Annotated in this window: 15 protein-coding genes; 6 read left to right on the forward strand and 9 right to left on the reverse strand. The window is 65.3% G+C overall.

Features of this window, described 5'->3' with window-relative positions:
* Nucleotides 1–25: 25 nt before the first annotated feature.
* The 6 genes from C5N93_RS08745 to mutL all read right to left on the reverse strand — a co-directional run bounded on the left by C5N93_RS08745 (nt 26) and on the right by mutL (nt 7422).
* Complete coding sequence (locus C5N93_RS08745; protein ID WP_242558964.1) at nt 26–949, reverse strand: ABC transporter permease; 924 nt, start codon at nt 947–949, stop codon at nt 26–28.
* A gap of 35 nt (nt 950–984) precedes the next feature.
* Complete coding sequence (locus tag C5N93_RS08750; RefSeq protein ID WP_069341986.1) at nt 985–2049, reverse strand: extracellular solute-binding protein; 1065 nt, start codon at nt 2047–2049, stop codon at nt 985–987.
* Nucleotides 2050–2163: 114 nt separating this feature from the next.
* Nucleotides 2164–3225 (reverse strand): ABC transporter ATP-binding protein, encoded by a 1062-nt coding sequence (locus C5N93_RS08755; protein WP_150719646.1) that lies wholly within the window; start codon nt 3223–3225, stop codon nt 2164–2166.
* 1 nt (nt 3226) lies between these two features.
* On the reverse strand, nt 3227–4102 hold the full coding sequence (locus C5N93_RS08760) for an ABC transporter permease (protein ID WP_242558965.1): 876 nt from the start codon (nt 4100–4102) through the stop codon (nt 3227–3229).
* A 361-nt stretch (nt 4103–4463) separates the two neighbouring features.
* Nucleotides 4464–5411, reverse strand: coding sequence for a tRNA (adenosine(37)-N6)-dimethylallyltransferase MiaA (miaA, locus tag C5N93_RS08765; RefSeq protein ID WP_242558966.1), 948 nt, complete (start codon nt 5409–5411; stop codon nt 4464–4466).
* Between the two features lie 7 nt (nt 5412–5418).
* Nucleotides 5419–7422, reverse strand: a complete 2004-nt coding sequence (gene mutL / locus C5N93_RS08770) for a DNA mismatch repair endonuclease MutL (protein ID WP_242559058.1) — start codon at nt 7420–7422, stop codon at nt 5419–5421.
* 443 nt (nt 7423–7865) lie between these two features.
* On the opposite strand from mutL, the gene C5N93_RS08775 reads away from it, so the two are divergent.
* On the forward strand, nt 7866–8537 hold the full coding sequence (locus C5N93_RS08775) for a VTT domain-containing protein (RefSeq protein ID WP_242558967.1): 672 nt from the start codon (nt 7866–7868) through the stop codon (nt 8535–8537).
* 142 nt (nt 8538–8679) lie between these two features.
* On the opposite strand, the gene C5N93_RS08780 is transcribed toward C5N93_RS08775, so the two are convergent.
* Nucleotides 8680–10155: an N-acetylmuramoyl-L-alanine amidase gene (locus C5N93_RS08780; RefSeq protein WP_242558968.1), complete on the reverse strand. Its 1476-nt coding sequence runs from the start codon at nt 10153–10155 to the stop codon at nt 8680–8682.
* Nucleotides 10149–10682: a tRNA (adenosine(37)-N6)-threonylcarbamoyltransferase complex ATPase subunit type 1 TsaE gene (gene tsaE, locus C5N93_RS08785; RefSeq protein WP_069341980.1), complete on the reverse strand. Its 534-nt coding sequence runs from the start codon at nt 10680–10682 to the stop codon at nt 10149–10151. Before tsaE ends, C5N93_RS08780 begins: the two co-directional genes overlap by 7 nt.
* 8 nt (nt 10683–10690) lie before the next feature.
* On the opposite strand from tsaE, the gene queG reads away from it, so the two are divergent.
* The gene (gene queG / locus C5N93_RS08790) at nt 10691–12001 is read left to right on the forward strand and encodes a tRNA epoxyqueuosine(34) reductase QueG (protein WP_242558969.1); all 1311 of its coding nucleotides are present in this window, start codon (nt 10691–10693) and stop codon (nt 11999–12001) included.
* Complete coding sequence (gene xerD / locus C5N93_RS08795) at nt 11968–12900, forward strand: site-specific tyrosine recombinase XerD (protein WP_150719641.1); 933 nt, start codon at nt 11968–11970, stop codon at nt 12898–12900. The genes queG and xerD overlap by 34 nt, the downstream gene beginning before the upstream one ends.
* Before the next feature lie 43 nt (nt 12901–12943).
* Here xerD and C5N93_RS08800 read toward each other — a convergent pair whose 3' ends face one another.
* Nucleotides 12944–14518, reverse strand: coding sequence for a class I adenylate-forming enzyme family protein (locus C5N93_RS08800; RefSeq protein ID WP_242558970.1), 1575 nt, complete (start codon nt 14516–14518; stop codon nt 12944–12946).
* A 146-nt stretch (nt 14519–14664) separates the two neighbouring features.
* On the opposite strand from C5N93_RS08800, the gene C5N93_RS08805 reads away from it, so the two are divergent.
* The 3 genes from C5N93_RS08805 to C5N93_RS08815 all read left to right on the forward strand — a co-directional run bounded on the left by C5N93_RS08805 (nt 14665) and on the right by C5N93_RS08815 (nt 16846).
* The gene (locus C5N93_RS08805; RefSeq protein ID WP_242558971.1) at nt 14665–15153 is read left to right on the forward strand and encodes an aminoacyl-tRNA deacylase; all 489 of its coding nucleotides are present in this window, start codon (nt 14665–14667) and stop codon (nt 15151–15153) included.
* Nucleotides 15154–15543: 390 nt separating this feature from the next.
* On the forward strand, nt 15544–16248 hold the full coding sequence (locus C5N93_RS08810) for a fimbrial protein (RefSeq protein ID WP_242558972.1): 705 nt from the start codon (nt 15544–15546) through the stop codon (nt 16246–16248).
* Between the two features lie 85 nt (nt 16249–16333).
* Entirely contained in the window at nt 16334–16846 is a 513-nt protein-coding gene (locus C5N93_RS08815; RefSeq protein WP_242558973.1) for a CS1 type fimbrial major subunit, read from the forward strand.
* The last annotated feature ends 79 nt before the right edge of the window (nt 16847–16925 follow it).

The following is a 16925-nucleotide window of genomic DNA, read 5'->3' on the forward strand; positions in this document are numbered from 1 at the left end:
GACAAACGGGGCAGTGTGCGTGGTGTCAGGTCATCATCGTCTTCGCATAACGGCGTTGGATGACCCAGTGCGAGGCGATGGCCAGGGCGAACGTCACGACCATCGACACGATGGAGAGCACCGCGCCGAACGGCCAGTTGTTGGCTTTGGCGATCTGGTCGTAGATCGAGGGCGTCATCATCGTGATGCCGGTACCGCCGAGCAGCACGGGCGTGGCATAGGCGTTCATGCACAGAATGAACACGAGCATGGTGCCCGCCGCGATGCCCGGCGCGGCCATCGGCAGGATCACGCGGGTGAGCGTCTGGCGGAAGGTCGCCCCGAGATTGCGCGCGGCTTCCTCGACCGAGAAGTCCATGCCTTCGAGCACGCTTTGCAACGTGAGGATCATGTACGGCAACACCACGGCCGTGGTGCCGATGACGACCGCGAACGGCGTGTACAGCAGACGCACCGGCTGCGACACGACGCCCAGCGACACGAGCAGCGAATTGACGAAGCCCGCGTTGCCGAGCATCACCATCCAGCCCGCCGCCCGCACCACGTTGCCCACGAGCAGCGGGAAAACCAGCAGCATGACGAGCAGACTCTTGAAGCGGCTCTGCGTACGCGCGAGCACGTACGCCACCGGAAAGCCGAATACGAGCGCGAGCCCGGTGCACAGCGAGGCGATCTTGATCGTCGTCCACAGCACCGACAGGTAGTACGGGTCGGTGAAGAACTTGACGTAGTTCGCGCCGGTGAGCGCGGCCTGCATCATGTCGACGGGATCGAACCGGTTGAAGCTGTAGCGCACCAGTTGCAATCCCGGCAACACGATCACCAGCAGCACGACGAGCGTGGCGGGCGCGGCAAGCGACCCGCCGGTGAACGCGCCCCGGAGGGCGCGCCGTGCACGCGCGGTGTCGGCCCTATCGGCGGAGGCGGCTTCGTTAAGACGCGAAGTCATCGCGGGTTCCGGTGACGATGGGGTGTCGGCAACGCTCACAGCCCCACCTTGAATTCCTTGTTCCAGAAGTCGAGCAACGCGGGCTTGTCGGCGGTGAAGCGTGCGTAATCGAGCTTGACCATGCGGTCGAGTTCGGCGTTCGTGAAGCCCACCGTCTGCGCCAGCGCCGGGGGCAGATTCGCATTCTTTACCGTCGGGGCGTAACCCATCGTCTCCGCGAAACCGATCTGCGCGCGCGGATCGAGCATGGCGTTCAGATAGTTGAAACCGCACGGTTTGGACTGGGAGTTCTTCGGTACGGCGGCCTCGAACGTCACCGGCACCGCGCCTTCCTTCGGCACCACGTAATCGATGGGCACGCCCGCCTTCTTCCATTGCAGTGCACGCGCTTTCCACATGCACGTGAACCAGATGTCACCGCTCTTGAGCGCCGATGCCACGGCTTCGTTCGACGGATAGACCTTGGGCTGCTGCGTCTTGCGCAACTCGCGCAGGAACTGCACGCCGCCGGCCATGTCGCCGTCTTTGTGACCTGCCGCGAGCGAGCTGCTCACCACGTTGAAGTTGTAGAGGATGTCGGAGAAGCCGACTTTGCCCTTGAGCTTCGGATCGAGCGCTGCCGTGAACGAGTCGGGCTTCGTGCCGAGCTTCTCCGGGTTGTAGACGATCACCATCGCGCTGAAGATGTGCGGGATCGAGTACGGGCGGCGCAGGGCTTCGAGCGTGTTCGCCAGATTCGGCACGAGCTTGGCGTCGACTGTCTCCAGAATGCCCGAGCGGTTGATGTCGTACATGTCGAGGTCGGCCAGACAGGCGACGTCGAGCGAGCCGCGACGCGACGCCTTCTCCGCGCGCAGCTTGGTCATGCGCCCGACCTGATCGGCCGAGTCGTACGTGACCTTGCCGCCGGCGGCTTCGATGATCGGCTTGCCGATGTTCTGTTCGAGCAGGTTCAGATAGTCGCCGCCCCAGGTGCCGACGACCACGTTCGGACACGCGTCGGCCGCGTAGGCCGAGAGGGCGTCCAGCCCGAGCGTGGGGGCGATCACCAGACCGGAGGCGGTCTTGAGGAACGTGCGGCGGTTCAGGGCGTGCGTCATGTCGTCATCCTTCTAAACGTTGGCCGTCGGGGCCAAGGCATGGGTCGAAGCGTGAGTGCAGCGGGTTTGAAGCGTGAATTCAGCGTGAGTGCAGCGAATGCGGTACCGGCGACGTCAGGCATTGAAAAACAGGCAGTCGCTGCTCGCGAAGCAGGCCTTGAGTGCGCTGCCGGGGGCGTAGCGTCGGGCGTCGTCGCGCGCGGTGTTCTGTACGTGAGCGACGAGCGTTTCGCCTTGCGCGCTCTTGAGCCGAAGCTCCAGCGTCGAGCCGAGATAGATCGTCTGGTCGACGGTGACGGGCAGGGCGGTGTCCGTGGGCGCAGGCGCATCGGTGAGCCGCAGACGTTCGGGCCGGATGCCCAGCGACGTCGGCTTTGCACCGTCCGCCGTGGTGCCCGCCAGCGCCAGACGTTCTCCCTTCGCGGTCACGAAATGCCCGTCCTGCATCTGCCCGGCGAGGAAATTCATCTTGCCGAGGAAGTTGGCGACGAACGGATTGGCGGGGCGCTCGTAGAGGGCGTCGGCGGTGCCGATCTGCTGCACGCAGCCGTCGTGCATGACGGCCAGACGGTCGGCAATCGCGAGCGCTTCTTCCTGATCGTGCGTGACGAAGATCGTTGTGAGGCCCAGACGTCTTTGCAGCGCGCGGATTTCTTCGCGGACTTCGGTGCGCAGCTTCGCATCGAGATTGGAGAGCGGTTCGTCGAGCAGAAACACATCGGGACGAATCGCGAGCGCGCGCGCGATGGCCACGCGCTGCTGCTGACCGCCGGAGAGCTGGCGCGGATAGCGATCGGCCAGTGTGCTGAGTCGCACCATGTCGAGTGCTTCACGAATGCGCGTGGCGCGATCGGCGCTGGACACGCGTCGCATTTCCAGCCCGAAGGCGACGTTTTCCGCTACGGTCATGTGCGGAAACAGCGCGTAACGCTGGAACACCATGCCGGTGTTGCGACGATGCGGCGGCAGGCGCGAGACCTCCTTGCCGCCGATCCAGATCTCACCGGCCGTCGGTTCGACGAAGCCCGCGACCATGCGCAACGTGGTGGTCTTGCCGCAGCCGCTGGGGCCGAGGAACGCGACGAGTTCGCCTTCGTCGATATCCAGCGAGAAGTCCGCAACGGCAGCGGCGTTGCCGTATTGCTTGCGCAGCGAGCGAAGCGAGACGTTGGCCATGTCAGATCACCTGGCTGAGTTTGACGAAGCGATCGGTGATCAGCATGACGATGCCGAGCAACACGATCTGCGCGGCGGACACCGCCGCAATCGTCGGGTCGAGATTGAATTCGAGGTACTGCATGATCGCGATGGGCAGCGTCGTCTTGCCCGGGCCCACGAGCGGCAGGGTGAGTTCGAGGTTCTCGAACGACACGATGAAACTGAACAACACGGCCGCGACGATGGCCGGGCGCAGCATCGGCAGTGTCACGCGCCACAGCGTGCGCCACGGCCCTGCGCCGAGGTTGCGCGCGGCCTCTTCGATGGTGCCGTCGATCTGCGCGAGGCTGGCGCCGACAAGCCGCATCGTCCAGGGAATGGTCAGGCAGATGTGTGCGATCACGAGGCCGCCGAACGTACCCACGATGTCCATGTCGAGCGCGTTCTCGGCGCGCAGATAGAACAGATAGGTGGCGATGCCCGCCACGATGCCGGGCACGACGAGCGGCAGCAGCAATACGTTGCCGAGCGTGCGGCGTCCCGGGAAACGGTAGCGCGCGAGAGCGAGCGACGCGGCAACGCCGAGGATCACGCCGCCGATGGCCGCGCAGGCGGCGAGTTGCAGCGAGAGCAGGAAGCCGTTGGCGAACGCAGCATTGCGCCATGCGTTGACGTACCAGGACAGCGTGTAGCCGCTCGGCGGGAAGGTGATGATCGCGTCTTTGAAGAAGCTCAACCAGACGACGAAGATCAGTGGGCTGAGCATGAACAGGTAGATCAGCGCGATGCCTGCACGCACCGCCCATTTCGCAAGCGGCACGCGCCGGGGGCCGCCTGCCGGCAACCTCGGCACATCACTCGCCACCCCACTCGGCTCCATCGAAGTCTGCATCATCGGCACCCTTCCCGGTATCGTGGATTCGATGCAATTTTGCATTGATCGAAACGTTGATATGCAAATTAGCATATCAAAATCGACATGCAAACCGGAAAGCTGTCAGGGTTTCAACGGATGCGCGCACGCGCATCGGCGCGGGCTGACGATGAGGTTTCGACGCGTGCGGCGGGCCGGGCAGCCATGATGGAGGCTGGCGTGTTGCGGCGCTCGGAGGCGGGCGGGAAAGGAACGGGAAAGAGGCGGGAAAGAGGCGGGAAAGGAACGGGAAAGAGGCGGGAAAGGAGGCGGGAAGGAGCGGGGCGGGAGGCTTCACCGCCGGGGCGGTGAAGCGTGCGACATCCGTTGACCTTGCCGACGATCAGTCTTGCCAGAGTGCGCGGACGGTGGCGAGCGCGCGCTGTGGCGCGTCGGCGGCCGTGCAGTTGACGATGTGACGCTCGGGCATGGAGCGCAACCAGGTGAGTTGACGTTTGCACAACTGGCGCGTGGCGAAGACGCCTTTGTCGCGCATCGTGTCGTAGTCGGTTTCGCCGTCGAGGTATTCCCACACCTGACGGTAGCCCACGCAGCGCATCGACGGCAGGCCGGGATCGAGATCGCCGCGTGCGCGCAGGCGCTCGACTTCGTCGATGAAACCGGCGGCGAGCATCAGGCGAAACCGCTCGGCAATGCGTGCGTGCAGCACCGAACGGTCGGACGGTTCGAGGGCGACGGGCACGAACGCGTGCGGTGACGACGTCGGTGGCGTCTGGGCCTGTTCGGCGAGCCATTGGGACATCGGCTTGCCGGACAATTCGTAGATTTCCAGCGCACGTTGAATGCGCTGCGAATCGTTCGGTGCGAGGCGCGCGGCCGTCACCGGATCGACACTCGCCAGCCGTGCATGCATCGCGGGCCAGCCGTCGCGCGCGGCGTCTTCGTCGAGCCGGGCACGCACCTCGGCATCGGCCGACGGCAGCGGCGAGAGGCCTTGCGTGAGCGCCTTGTAGTAGAGCATCGTGCCGCCGACGAGCAACGGGCGACGTCCGCGTGCGGCGATGTCGTCGACGAGCCGCAGCGTGTCTTCGCGAAACTGTGCGGCAGAGTAGGCGTCGCGCGGATCGATGATGTCGATCAGATGATGCGGCACGGCTGCCAGCTCGGCGGCGCTGGGTTTCGCGGTGCCGATATCCATCTCGCGATAGACGAGTGCGGAGTCGACGCTGATGATTTCGATGGGCGTGTCCTGCGCCAGCGCGAGGGCGGCGGCGGTCTTGCCGGAAGCCGTCGGGCCCAGCAGACAGACGATCGGGGAATTGGCCTTCATGAACCGCTCAACGTCCGCGCATGAACAATTTGTCGAGGTCGCCGAGCGTGAGCTGGTACCAGGTCGGACGTCCGTGATTGCACTGATCGGCACGCTCCGTCGCTTCCATCTGACGCAGCAGCGCATTCATCTCTTCGTGCGTGAGACGCCGGTTCGCGCGCACCGCCGTATGGCAGGCGAGCGTGCCGAGCAACTCGTGCTGACGCTCGGTGAGCACGCGCGAGCCGCCGTACTGACGCAGGTCGGCGAGCACGGCGCGGGCGAGTGCCTGAGCGTCGGCGCCGTCGAGCAGCGCCGGAATGGCGCGCACGGCGAGCGTGGTCGGAGACATGGCGGCGAGATCGAAGCCGAGCGCCGTGAGCGTCTCCTGATGTTCCTCCGTCGTGCCGATTTCCACCGGATCGGCGAAGAACGTCACTGGGATGAGCAACGGCTGGACGGGGACGCTGCGCTCCACGAGGGCCTGCTTGAAGCGCTCGTAGAGAATGCGTTCGTGTGCGGCGTGCATGTCGACGAGCACAAGGCCATAGGCGTTTTGCGCGAGGATGTAGATGCCGTGCAACTGGCCGAGAGCGAAGCCCAGCGGTTGTTCCAACTGCATGGCGTCGGTGCCACTGGCGCCACCGACCCCATTCGCCCCGAAGGCCTCGGCGAGGCCGCCGGCGAACGTCGCGCTGTCCTGTGCGGCGCCCGTGTTGCCATAGGCGGGCGAGGGCGCATCCGTCACGCCCGGCTGACCGTAGGGGCGCGCGGCTGGCGGCGCCGTGCGTCCGAACAGGTTGTCGTAGACCGACAGCGGCTGTGCCACGGGCAATGCGCCCTGCTGCGCACGCGCGTTCCAGCTACTGCCGCCCGGGGTGCCGAAGCCGCCGGACGGGCGTGCGCCGGAAAACCCGCCGCCTGATCCACCGAAGCCACCCAGGCCGCCGAGCGCCCCACCCGCAGCCCCCGGCCCGGCCGCGAGGCCGCCGCCTTCCGTCAGATGAGCGGCGTGTGTCGCACCGCCGCTGCCTGCGGCACGTGCGAGGGCACGCTGCACGGCGTGGAACACGAACTGGTGAACGCTGCGGGCATCGCGGAAGCGGACTTCGATCTTCGACGGGTGCACGTTCACGTCGACCAACTGCGGCGGCAGCTCGAAATACAGCACGTACGCCGGATAACGGTCGCCGTGGAGCACGTCTTCATAGGCGGCGCGCACGGCGTGCGTGAGCAACTTGTCGCGCACGAAACGGCCGTTCACGAAGAAGAATTGCTGGTCGGCACGGCCGCGACTGGCCGTCGGCAGGCCGACGAAGCCCGACAGGCGCAATTCGGCCGCGCCTTCGTCGAGCGCCAGATGGGCGTCGGCAAAGTCGTTGCCCAGCACGCGCGAGACCCGCGTTGCGGCGTCGGAGGCATTCCAGTGCTCCACCGCGCGGTTGTTGTGCAGGATGGAGAAGCCGACATCCGGGCGGGCGAGCGCGCTGCGACGGATGACGTCCATGCAATGACCGAACTCGGTCTGCTCGGTCTTCAGGAATTTGCGGCGCGCGGGCGTGTTGAAGTACAGATCGCGCACGTCGACCGTCGTGCCGACCGGACCGGCCGCCGGGGTGAGGGCGCCGGTATTGCCGTCGATGGCGGTGGCATGCGGCGCGTCGATCTGGCGGCTCGAAAGCGTGAGCTGGGCCACCGAGGCGATGGAGGCCAGCGCTTCCCCCCGGAAACCGAGCGTCAGCACCGATTCGAGCTCGTCCAGTGTGCGGATCTTGCTCGTGGCATGGCGGGTGAGCGCCAGCGGCAGCTGGTCGGCGGACATGCCGCCCCCGTCGTCGGTGATCGCAATGCGCCGCACGCCGCCTTCCTCCAGCTTGATCTGGAGCGCCCGGGCGCCCGCGTCGAGCGCGTTTTCGAGCAACTCCTTGACCACGGAGGCAGGACGCTCGACCACCTCGCCGGCGGCGATCTGGCTGATCAACTGATCGGGAAGGACTCGAATGGCACGTGCGGGCGCGAGGCCCGCCGGCATTGGGCCGGGGCGGCGCTCGGCGGCGTCGGACGGCGCATCGCCGGACATGAGGGCCGGGTCTTGCGCTTCGGGAGCGGGGGTCGGGGTGGCGGACATGGGAATCATTATAAAGGTTGCCCTCAAAGACATAGGTTCAGCGCGGTTTCGGTGTTCAATACCCGTTTAATTCGATGCAATCGCCTTTAATTGGCAACTAATTCCGTTATGAGATCTTATTGGGACGAAAACGGTGAAAGTGCCGAATGCGGGCGCGAAGCGCATCGACCGGCGCGTGCCTGAAGGTGAAACGGCAAAACGTGACGATTTGGGATGCACCGCAACTGCCATGACGCAGGGTGTTACCGTCACGCAGACTTAACGACGCACGACGGCCGCACTGGTATGATGCGACTCGTCGCGCGCCCGCAGGGACGGGCCGGCGTCCTTTATCTTGAGGAATCGACTTGGATACTTTGGTGCAATTGCTGGAGATGGTGCTCCACATCGATAAACATCTGGGGGTGTTTATCGATCAGTATGGAAACTGGGTATATCTGTTCCTGTTCATGATCGTATTCGTCGAAACAGGACTGGTGTTGTTCCCGTTCCTTCCGGGCGATTCCCTGCTGTTCATCGGCGGCGCATTCGCTGCCACCGGCGCCATGGATCCGTGGCTGCTGGGCGTACTTCTGTTTATCGCGGCGGTGACGGGCAACACGCTGAACTACTGGATCGGCTCCCAGATCGGGCCGCGCGTGTACGAGAAGAACTGGCGCTTCCTCGATCGAGACGCGTTGCGCAAGACGCACGACTTCTACGAGCACCACGGCGGCAAGACCATCGTGATGGCGCGTTTCGTGCCGGTCGTGCGCACGTTCGCTCCGTTCGTGGCCGGGGTGTCCGCCATGCCGTGGGCGCGCTTCCAGCTCTATAACGTGCTGGGCGCGCTGATCTGGGTGGTGCTGCTCGTGGGCGGCGGCTACCTGTTCGGCAATCTGCCGCTGGTGAAGCAGTACCTGAACGTCATCGTGCTGGTCGGGATCTCGGCCGCTGTGGTGCCCATCGCGCTCGGCGCGCTGTGGAAGCTCTTCTCGCGCGGTCGTCGTCGTGGCGAGCCGCAAGAGCAGGGCAAGTAACGAAACAAGGGGATGTGGCGGCATGTGCCGCCCCGTCTGCCGACGAAAAAATGGCGCGTCCGGGATCGGGCGCGCCATTTTTCGTTGGTGGCTTTTGTTTTTTCGTTTGTGACGGCGATGGGTCCCGGCGAGAACGCCGCGATCAGGCCGTGCGGTTCTTCGCGATGGGCGGATTCTTGGCGAAGTAGGCCTTGATACCCTTGAGCAGCGCATCGGCCAGCCGGTCCTGATAAGCGGGATCGATGAGATTGCGCTCTTCGTTCGGGTTGCTGATGAAGGCGGTCTCGACGAGCACCGACGGAATGTCCGGCGCCTTGAGTACGGCGAACGAGGCCTGCTCGACGTTCGGGCTATGCAGACGCGGTGCGACCGTGCCGATCTGCGCGAGGAGCGCGGAGCCGAACACCTTACTGTCGCGAATCTGCGCCGTGGTGGACATGTCGAGCAGCGCGTGCGCGACCGTCCGGTCGTTGGTCTTGATGTTGACGCCACCGATCAGGTCGGATGCGTTCTGCGTCTTTTCGAGCAGACGTGCCGTCGCACTCGTGGCGCCGCGTTCGGACAATGCGAAGACCGATGCGCCGTTTGCCGAGGGCGAGGTGAAGGCGTCGGCGTGGATCGACATGAACAGGTCGGCTTCCACGCGACGCGCCTTCTGCACGCGCACCCCGAGCGGGACGAAGAAGTCGGCGTCGCGCGTCATCATCACGCGCATGTTCGGCTCGTTTTCGATCTTCTGACGCAGGCGCTTGGCAATCTGCAACACCACGACTTTCTCGTAGGTGCCGGCGCCACCGATCGCCCCCGGATCTTCCCCGCCGTGGCCGGGATCGAGCGCGATGGTCAGCAGGCGCGCCGTCTTCGGGCCGCGCGGGGGCGACACATAGGTGTCGTCATCATCGTCCTTGCGCTGGGCGAGCGGCGGTGTTTTATCAGGTGTTGCAGGTGCGGACGGCGTGGCCGGTGACGGTCGCGACGGACGCTGTCCCGGTTCGCGTTGCGCATAGCGCTGGAAGAACGCTTCGCTTTCCTCTGTGCTCGGTGTGCCGGCGCCCGACGAGGGTTGCGACGTATGCGGCGGTTGCGAGTTCTGCGCCAGGGCCTGCGCCTTGTTCGCCGTTTGCGCGAGCAGCTCCATGAGCGGATCGGGCTCGACGGCCGGGTACAGGTCGAAGACCGTGCGGTATTTGTAGCCCGCGACCGGCGGCAGCGTGAACGACTGCGGCTTCACGCCCGCCTTCAGGTCGAACACCATGCGCACGACGCCGGGCTTGAACTGCCCCACGCGCACCTGGGCGATCTGCGGATCGTTCGGCTGGATCTTGGCAACGAGATCGCGCAGCGCAGGATTCAGATCCACTTCGTCGAGATCGATGACGAAGCGGTTCGGACTTTCCATCAGTTGCTGCTGGAATTTGACCGGGTTGTCGGTCTCGAGCGTAACGCGTGTGTAGTCCCTGGCCGGCCAGACACGCACTGCGACGATGGCGTTGGCAAAGGCGAGACGCGGGCCCGTGAGGGCGAGGATCAGTGTCGATGCGCCGGCGCGCAAGGCGCGGCGGCGGCCGGCATTGAGCGATGAGGCGTCGTCGGTACGGGCGAAGCGTTTGATCAGCATGAGTTCAGGCAAGCAAGACCGGCCGGCGTGTAGGCACTCGTCGTGAGACGGCGGCTATCGCCGACAGGTTCCAGCCAAAGGCGTAAATCGGGGGTGCCCAGCAGCCCTTCGGCTTTTTCCGGCCACTCGACCAGGCAGAGGGCGTCGCCCGCAAAATGCTCGCGAAAGCCCGTGTCGTGCCATTCGGCCGGATCGGCAAAGCGGTACAGATCGAAATGATAGACCGGCAACACGCCTTGTGGTGTGTCGATGTTGTATGGTTCACACAGCGCGTAGGTAGGGCTTTTGACGCGTCCCGTGTGGCCCAGCGCGCGCAGCAACGCGCGCACGAAGGTGGTTTTGCCCGCGCCGAGGTCGCCCGAGAGCTGCACGTGCAGTCCCGCGTGTGCGGCGTCGGTATGTGCCATGCGCTCGACGATGACGCGTGCGAACGCCGCAGCGAAGGCCTCGGTGGCGGCTTCGTCAGGTAGCGCGAAGATGCGTTCGCCCAACAGGGGCGGCGCCGATGGATCGGGCGTGACGGGCATTGCGTAAAATGGAGTCGATGAAAGCTTCCGTGATTTTCCCCGCTACCGCCGCACAAGTCGAGCCATCGACGCCTCCGAACGCTTCGGAAGTGTCGTCCTCGCGCGACAAAGCGTCCGGCGTGACGCCCTCCGGCCTCGATCCGGCAGGACTGGCGGCGCTCGCGGTGCAGATCCGTGCGTGGGCTAGCGAACTCGGTTTTGGCGACGTCGGCATCACGGATACGGATCTCTCGCATGCCGAAGCGGGCTTGCAGAAGTGGCTCGACGACGGCTGTCACGGCGACATGGACTACATGGCGGCCCATGGCATGAAGCGCGCACGGCCCGCCGAAGTGGTGCCCGGCACGGTGCGCGTGATCAGCGCGCGCATGAACTATCTCCCCAGCGATGTCGATCCGGCGCGTTGGCGCGAGCGCGAAATGGCGCGCTCGGCCATGCCGTCCGAGGCCGTGGTATCGGTCTACGCGCGCGGACGCGACTATCACAAGGTCATGCGCAACCGCTTGCAGCAACTGTCCGATCGCATTACGCAGGCCATTGGTCCGTTCGGCTATCGCGTATTCACCGATTCGGCGCCGGTGCTAGAAGTCGAACTCGCCCAGAAGGCAGGGCTCGGCTGGCGAGGCAAGCACACGCTGTTGCTCTCGCGTGAGGCGGGGTCGCTCTTTTTCCTCGGTGAGATTTTCGTCGACGTGCCACTGCCGACGGACAGCGAAAGTGCGGCGCGTTTGGGCAGCATCGCGCCGTCAGGCACGCCCGATGACGATCAACCCCACGCGCACGGCAGCCCGCTCATGGACCGGGGCGAGCACTGTGGCCAGTGCCGCCGCTGCCTCGACGTCTGCCCGACCGGCGCGATCACCGAGCCGTTTCGTGTCGACGCACGGCTGTGCGTGTCGTATCTGACCATCGAACACAAAGGCGCGATTCCTGAAGCGCTGCGCGCGAAGATGGGCAACCGCATCTATGGTTGCGACGATTGCCAGCTCTACTGCCCGTGGAACAAGTTCGCGCAACCGTCGCCGTTGACGGATTTCGCGCCGCGCAACCGGCTCGACAGCGCATCGCTCGTCGAACTCTTTGCATGGAGCGAAACGGATTTCATGACGCGGCTCGAGGGCAGCCCGATTCGCCGGATCGGCCATGAGCGCTGGCTGCGCAATCTGGCCGTAGGCCTGGGCAATGCACTACGCGAAACGACGCAGGCCGAAGCTCGCACGCCGCTGCGCGACGCCTTGCTCGCGCGTCGCGATCATCCCTCTGCGCTCGTGCGCGAACATGTCGAATGGGCGCTCGCCCAGGAAGGAGTGAAGGTTTGAGCCGTTCCGCCGATCGCAGTACCACGCTCATCGACCAGTTCTGCGACACGATCTGGCTCGAAGACGGTCTCTCACGCAACACGCTCGACGCCTATCGTCGAGACCTGCGTCTGTTCGCCGAATGGCTGACCGACAAGCATGAGATGGCGCTCGATGCCGTCGACGAAGCGGCGCTCTCCGAGTATCTGGCATGGCGTCGCGAGAGTCTGGCCAGCAGCGTGAACCGGCGGTTGTCCGTCTTCAAACGCTTCTACCAGTGGGCCTTGCGCGAACACATCGTGCAGCAGGACCCCTGCCTGCGCATCGCCTCGGCGAAGCGCGCACAACGTCTGCCTTCGACCTTGTCGGAAGCTCAGGTCGAGGCGCTGCTCGCGGCCCCGGACCTGACGCAGCCGCTCGGATTGCGCGACCGGGCCATGCTCGAACTGATGTACGCGAGCGGCCTGCGCGTGTCGGAGCTGGTCGCGCTCAAGACCATCGAGGTGGGCCTGAACGAGGGGGTGCTGCGGATTTTCGGCAAGGGGGCGAAGGAACGGCTCGTGCCGTTCGGCGAGGAAGCCAATGGCTGGCTCGCGCGCTATCTCGACGAGAGCCGTCGCGTGCTGCTCAACGGCCGCGCGTGCGACACGCTCTTCGTCACGCAGCGCGGCGAGGGCATGACGCGCCAGGCGTTCTGGTATCTGATCAAGCGCTACGCGTTGCTGGCCGACATTCGTGCGCCGCTCTCACCGCACACGCTGCGCCACGCGTTTGCCACCCATCTGATCAATCACGGCGCCGATCTGCGGGTGGTGCAGTTGCTGCTCGGGCATGCCGACATCTCGACCACCCAGATCTATACGCACGTCGCGCGCGAGCGTCTCAAGTCGCTGCACGCGCAGCATCACCCGCGCGGATAAGCTGTTCAGACCACCCGCGCGCGTACGGGGCGCGCGGCCAGACTCAGAGCAACGCTTTGAGCTTGTGCTTGAGCACCTTGCCCGTCGACGCGGCGGGCAGGGCATTCATCACGCGAATCTCACCGGGACGCTTGTACGGCGCCAGACGCCCGGCCGCCCATGCGGCAAGTGCATCGACGTCGATCGCATGTCCGGGACGCGCTTCCACGAAGGCGATCACTTGCTCGTTGCCGTCCAAGGGGCGTCCGAGCACGGCCGCCTGAAGCACGTCGGGATGGCTGGTGAGCGCCTGTTCGACTTCGATCGGATAGACGTTGAATCCGGAGTGGATGATGAGTTCTTTGGCGCGCCCGGCGAGGAACAGCGCCCCGTCTGCCGCGCGCCGCGCCAGGTCGCCGGTGCGCAGCCAGCCATCTGCCGTGATCGTGGCGGCCGTCAGGTCCGGCGCCCGGTAGTAGCCGAGCATCACGTTCGGGCCGCGCACGCAGAGTTCGCCCACGTCGCCCTCGGGCACGTCGTTGCCGTCGCTTCCCACGATTCGGACCGCCACGCCCGGAATGGCCGGGCCGACGGAGCAGTCGTCGCGTGGCGCATCGAGCAGGGTCTGGGAGACGGTCGGGCTGCTCTCGGTCAGTCCGTAGCCGTTGTGGATCGGCATGCCGTAGAACGCTTCGACGCGCGCCTTCAATGCGGCGTCGAGCGGTGAGCCGCCGGAATAGACGAAGCGCAGACGCGGTGCGACAAGCGATGTGCCTTGCGTTGCCACATATGCCATCAGGCGTGCGTGCATCGCCGGCACGCCTTGCAGAATGGTCAGGCCGTCGTGGGCGAGCGAGTCCAGCACGGCGTCGGGCGTGAAGCGTGCCGCCAGTCGCAGCGTGCCACCCGCGTATAAGGTGCCCAGACAGACCGACGTCAGCCCGTAGACGTGCGAAATCGGCAGCACGCCGTATGCGACATCATCGGCGCCCACGCGCCGCAGTGTGCTCGACACGGCTGCGATGAACATCAGGTTGCGATGCGAGAGACGCACCCCCTTGGGCGCGCCCGTCGTACCCGTCGTGTAGATCAGCGCTGCGCACTGCGTCGCCGGGTCGCCCGTGACCGGCTCGGCCGCGCTATCGGCGGCCGCATCGGAGGCGGCGATCGCGCCGAGCGCAAGTTCCGTCCAGACGATCCTGGCGGCGTCCGTGCGGGCGTGCGCTGCCGCATCGGGCGACGCATCGATCGTATAGATCGCGCAGCGCGGATTCGCGTGCTCGCGAATCACGTGCAACTCGGCCGGCGACAGGCGGGCGTTGCAGAGCAGGGGCCAGGCGTCCAGCGATGCGACGGCGAGCAGCAGCACCACGTAAGCGATGCCATTCTCACCGACGATCATGACGCGGTCGCCGCCTCGCACGCCATGCGCACGCAGACGCTCGGCGCTGGCCGCAACCGCATTCGCCAGTTCGCCGTAGGTCAAACGACCGAAGTCGTCGATGAGCGCCACGCGGTGCGGTGTGAGGGCGGCAATGCGCGCCGGCAACGTGTCGATGCGTGCCGGCAGGCCAGCGAGGAAGGTCGCTACGCCGGCGTCGGTCGACAACGAAGGTAAGTCAGGGTTTGAGGCAGACATGGCGGCATTGTAATGCGCGATGAAGCGATTGCTTACAATCCGTATTTTACGGAAGCTATGGCTGAGTCACCGCCGAGCCGTCGCGAACCCTGGGCGAGCGCCGGGCCTGCCGCCTGCCTTCGCCGCCTTCACTGCACTCTGACGATATGAAATCCAAGGCCACTGCCGAAACACCCGCGACCAAACAGCTCCGCGAAGCCAGGGTTGCGTTCCAGAATCATTTCTACGACTACCAGGAGCACGGCGGCACACGTGTGTCGTCCGAGGCGTTGCAGGTGCCGGAACACAGCGTGATCAAGACGCTGGTGATGGAGGATGAAGACGCCAATCCGCTGATCGTGCTCATGCACGGCGACTGTCAGGTGTCCACCAAGTCGCTGGCGCGTCAGGCCGGACGCAAACGCATCGAGACGTGCAAGCCCGAAGTCGCCAACCGTCACTCCGGCTTCCTCGTCGGTGGCACGAGCCCGTTCGGCACACGCAAGCGCATGCCGATCTACATGGAAGCGTCGATTCTCGAACTCCCGGAGATCTACATCAACGGCGGACGTCGCGGCTACCTCGTGTCGATGGCGCCCTCCGAAATCGTGCGCGTGCTCAAACCCACGCTCGTCAACGTCGCACTCGTCGACTGAGCGCCGCGCTCACTGCCCTTAACCATCGCCCCGCCCGGGGTGGCATCCGCGACTTGCCATTCGGTCTCGCGGACGTCTTCAAGAAAATACCCATTGCCACACTGTTGAGCGAAATCTGACTTGTCAGATTTCGCTCGTCTGTCGTCGTCTCTACGATGTTCCCAAGGATTCAGGCACCGGTGATCCATGCAGACGGATTCGCCGTGTTGGCCGGCAAGGACAACGGGAGAAGTGGAGATGCGGGAGACGAGAGGAGACAGCCAGAGCGAACGGTCGGGAAGACACGACCGCGGGCAAAGCCGGGGGCGCCGCAGGGGAGGCGAGAGGAGACTTCACGCAGCAGGCGGATGCGATCTCGACAGGCATCGACGGTGGCGGCTGACGACGGCCATGTTCGTGGCAGCGCTGGCATCGATGTCGGCGCCGGCCATGGCCAACGTCACCATCTCGCCGATTGCGAGCGTGATTGCCGGCGAGCGGTCGACCTCGGGTGTCATTCGTGTCACCTCACAGTCGCCGCAGACGCAGTATGTCGAGGTCACCGTCAAGCGAATCGTCGCCCCAGCAACGGAGGGCGAGCACGAAGTGCCGGTGAGTCTTTCCGAGGGCGACGGCCTTGTCGTCTCTCCGGCGAAATTCGTACTCGCGGGCGGTGCGACCCGTCAGATACGTGTCGTCCCGCTCGGGCGGCCCGACATCGAAACCGCCTATCGCGTTTATTTCCGGCCAGCCGCAACGCCGGACCCCGTGCAGGACGCCCCGGGACCGACCGACTTCGATCCCGACGTGCAAGTGAGTTTCGTCTGGGGCGCGCTCGTCCGGGTCGCCCCGCAAAGACCTTCACCGCGGCTCGCGCGAAGCCGTGACAACGGCCTCATCGAAAACACGGGCAACGTCCGGGCGCACGTGAGCGCCGTGGGCCGATGTACCGGCGAGGCCGATACGACCTGCACCTGGGAGGACATCGGCCGCAGCGTGTATCCCGGTCAGACACAAGCGCTTCCCGGCACCCTGCGCGACGCAACGGTGCGCATCCGATATCTGGTCGACGGCACAACGCAGGCGCAGGTCCTGAATCTGCCTGTCGTGCCTTAGCCAGATCCGATGAGACCTGAGAGTCTCACGTGCCTCCGCTGTCCCGGAGTCATTTCCCTTCCAACCAGATAAGGAAACCAACGATATGAAGACGTTCAAACAATTGGCCGCAGTTGCCGCACTGGCACTCCCCATGGCCGCGGCCAATGCCGCGGAAGTCGTGATCGATCTGAGCGCGAACATCGATCCCACGCTGTCGGTCCTTCAGGCGAACGGCAGTCCGATGCCGCAGAACCTCGAACTGGCCTACAACGCGGCGACGCGCGACGTGGTCGCGCCAACGATCCATACGCGGTTGTACACCAACGACATCACGCAAAACGTGGGCGTCCGTCTTGGCTCGGTGCCGTCGCTGATCCATACGACGAACAGCGCGACGCCCCCGATTGCGCTCACCGTTCAACTCGATGGCGTGAACATCGTGGCGACGGACACCACATTTAACGCGGCGGATATCTGGACCGGCGTGCAGACCGGTGAATCGAAGACGTTGCCGCTGGTCGTGTCGGGCCGGGCGCCGGGCGCGGGGTTGCCCACTGCCGGCCGGTATGCCGGACGCCTCGAATTGTTGATCGTGGCTTCGGCCTCCACCAACTAAGTCCCGGCAACGTTCTCGACAGCTAGACGTCTGCGAGCGGCGAAGGGGCGCCCTGCGGTGCGCCTTCGTCGATCGCACT

This window comes from Pandoraea sp. LA3, assembly GCF_022696215.1.
Lineage (GTDB): Bacteria > Pseudomonadota > Gammaproteobacteria > Burkholderiales > Burkholderiaceae > Pandoraea > Pandoraea capi.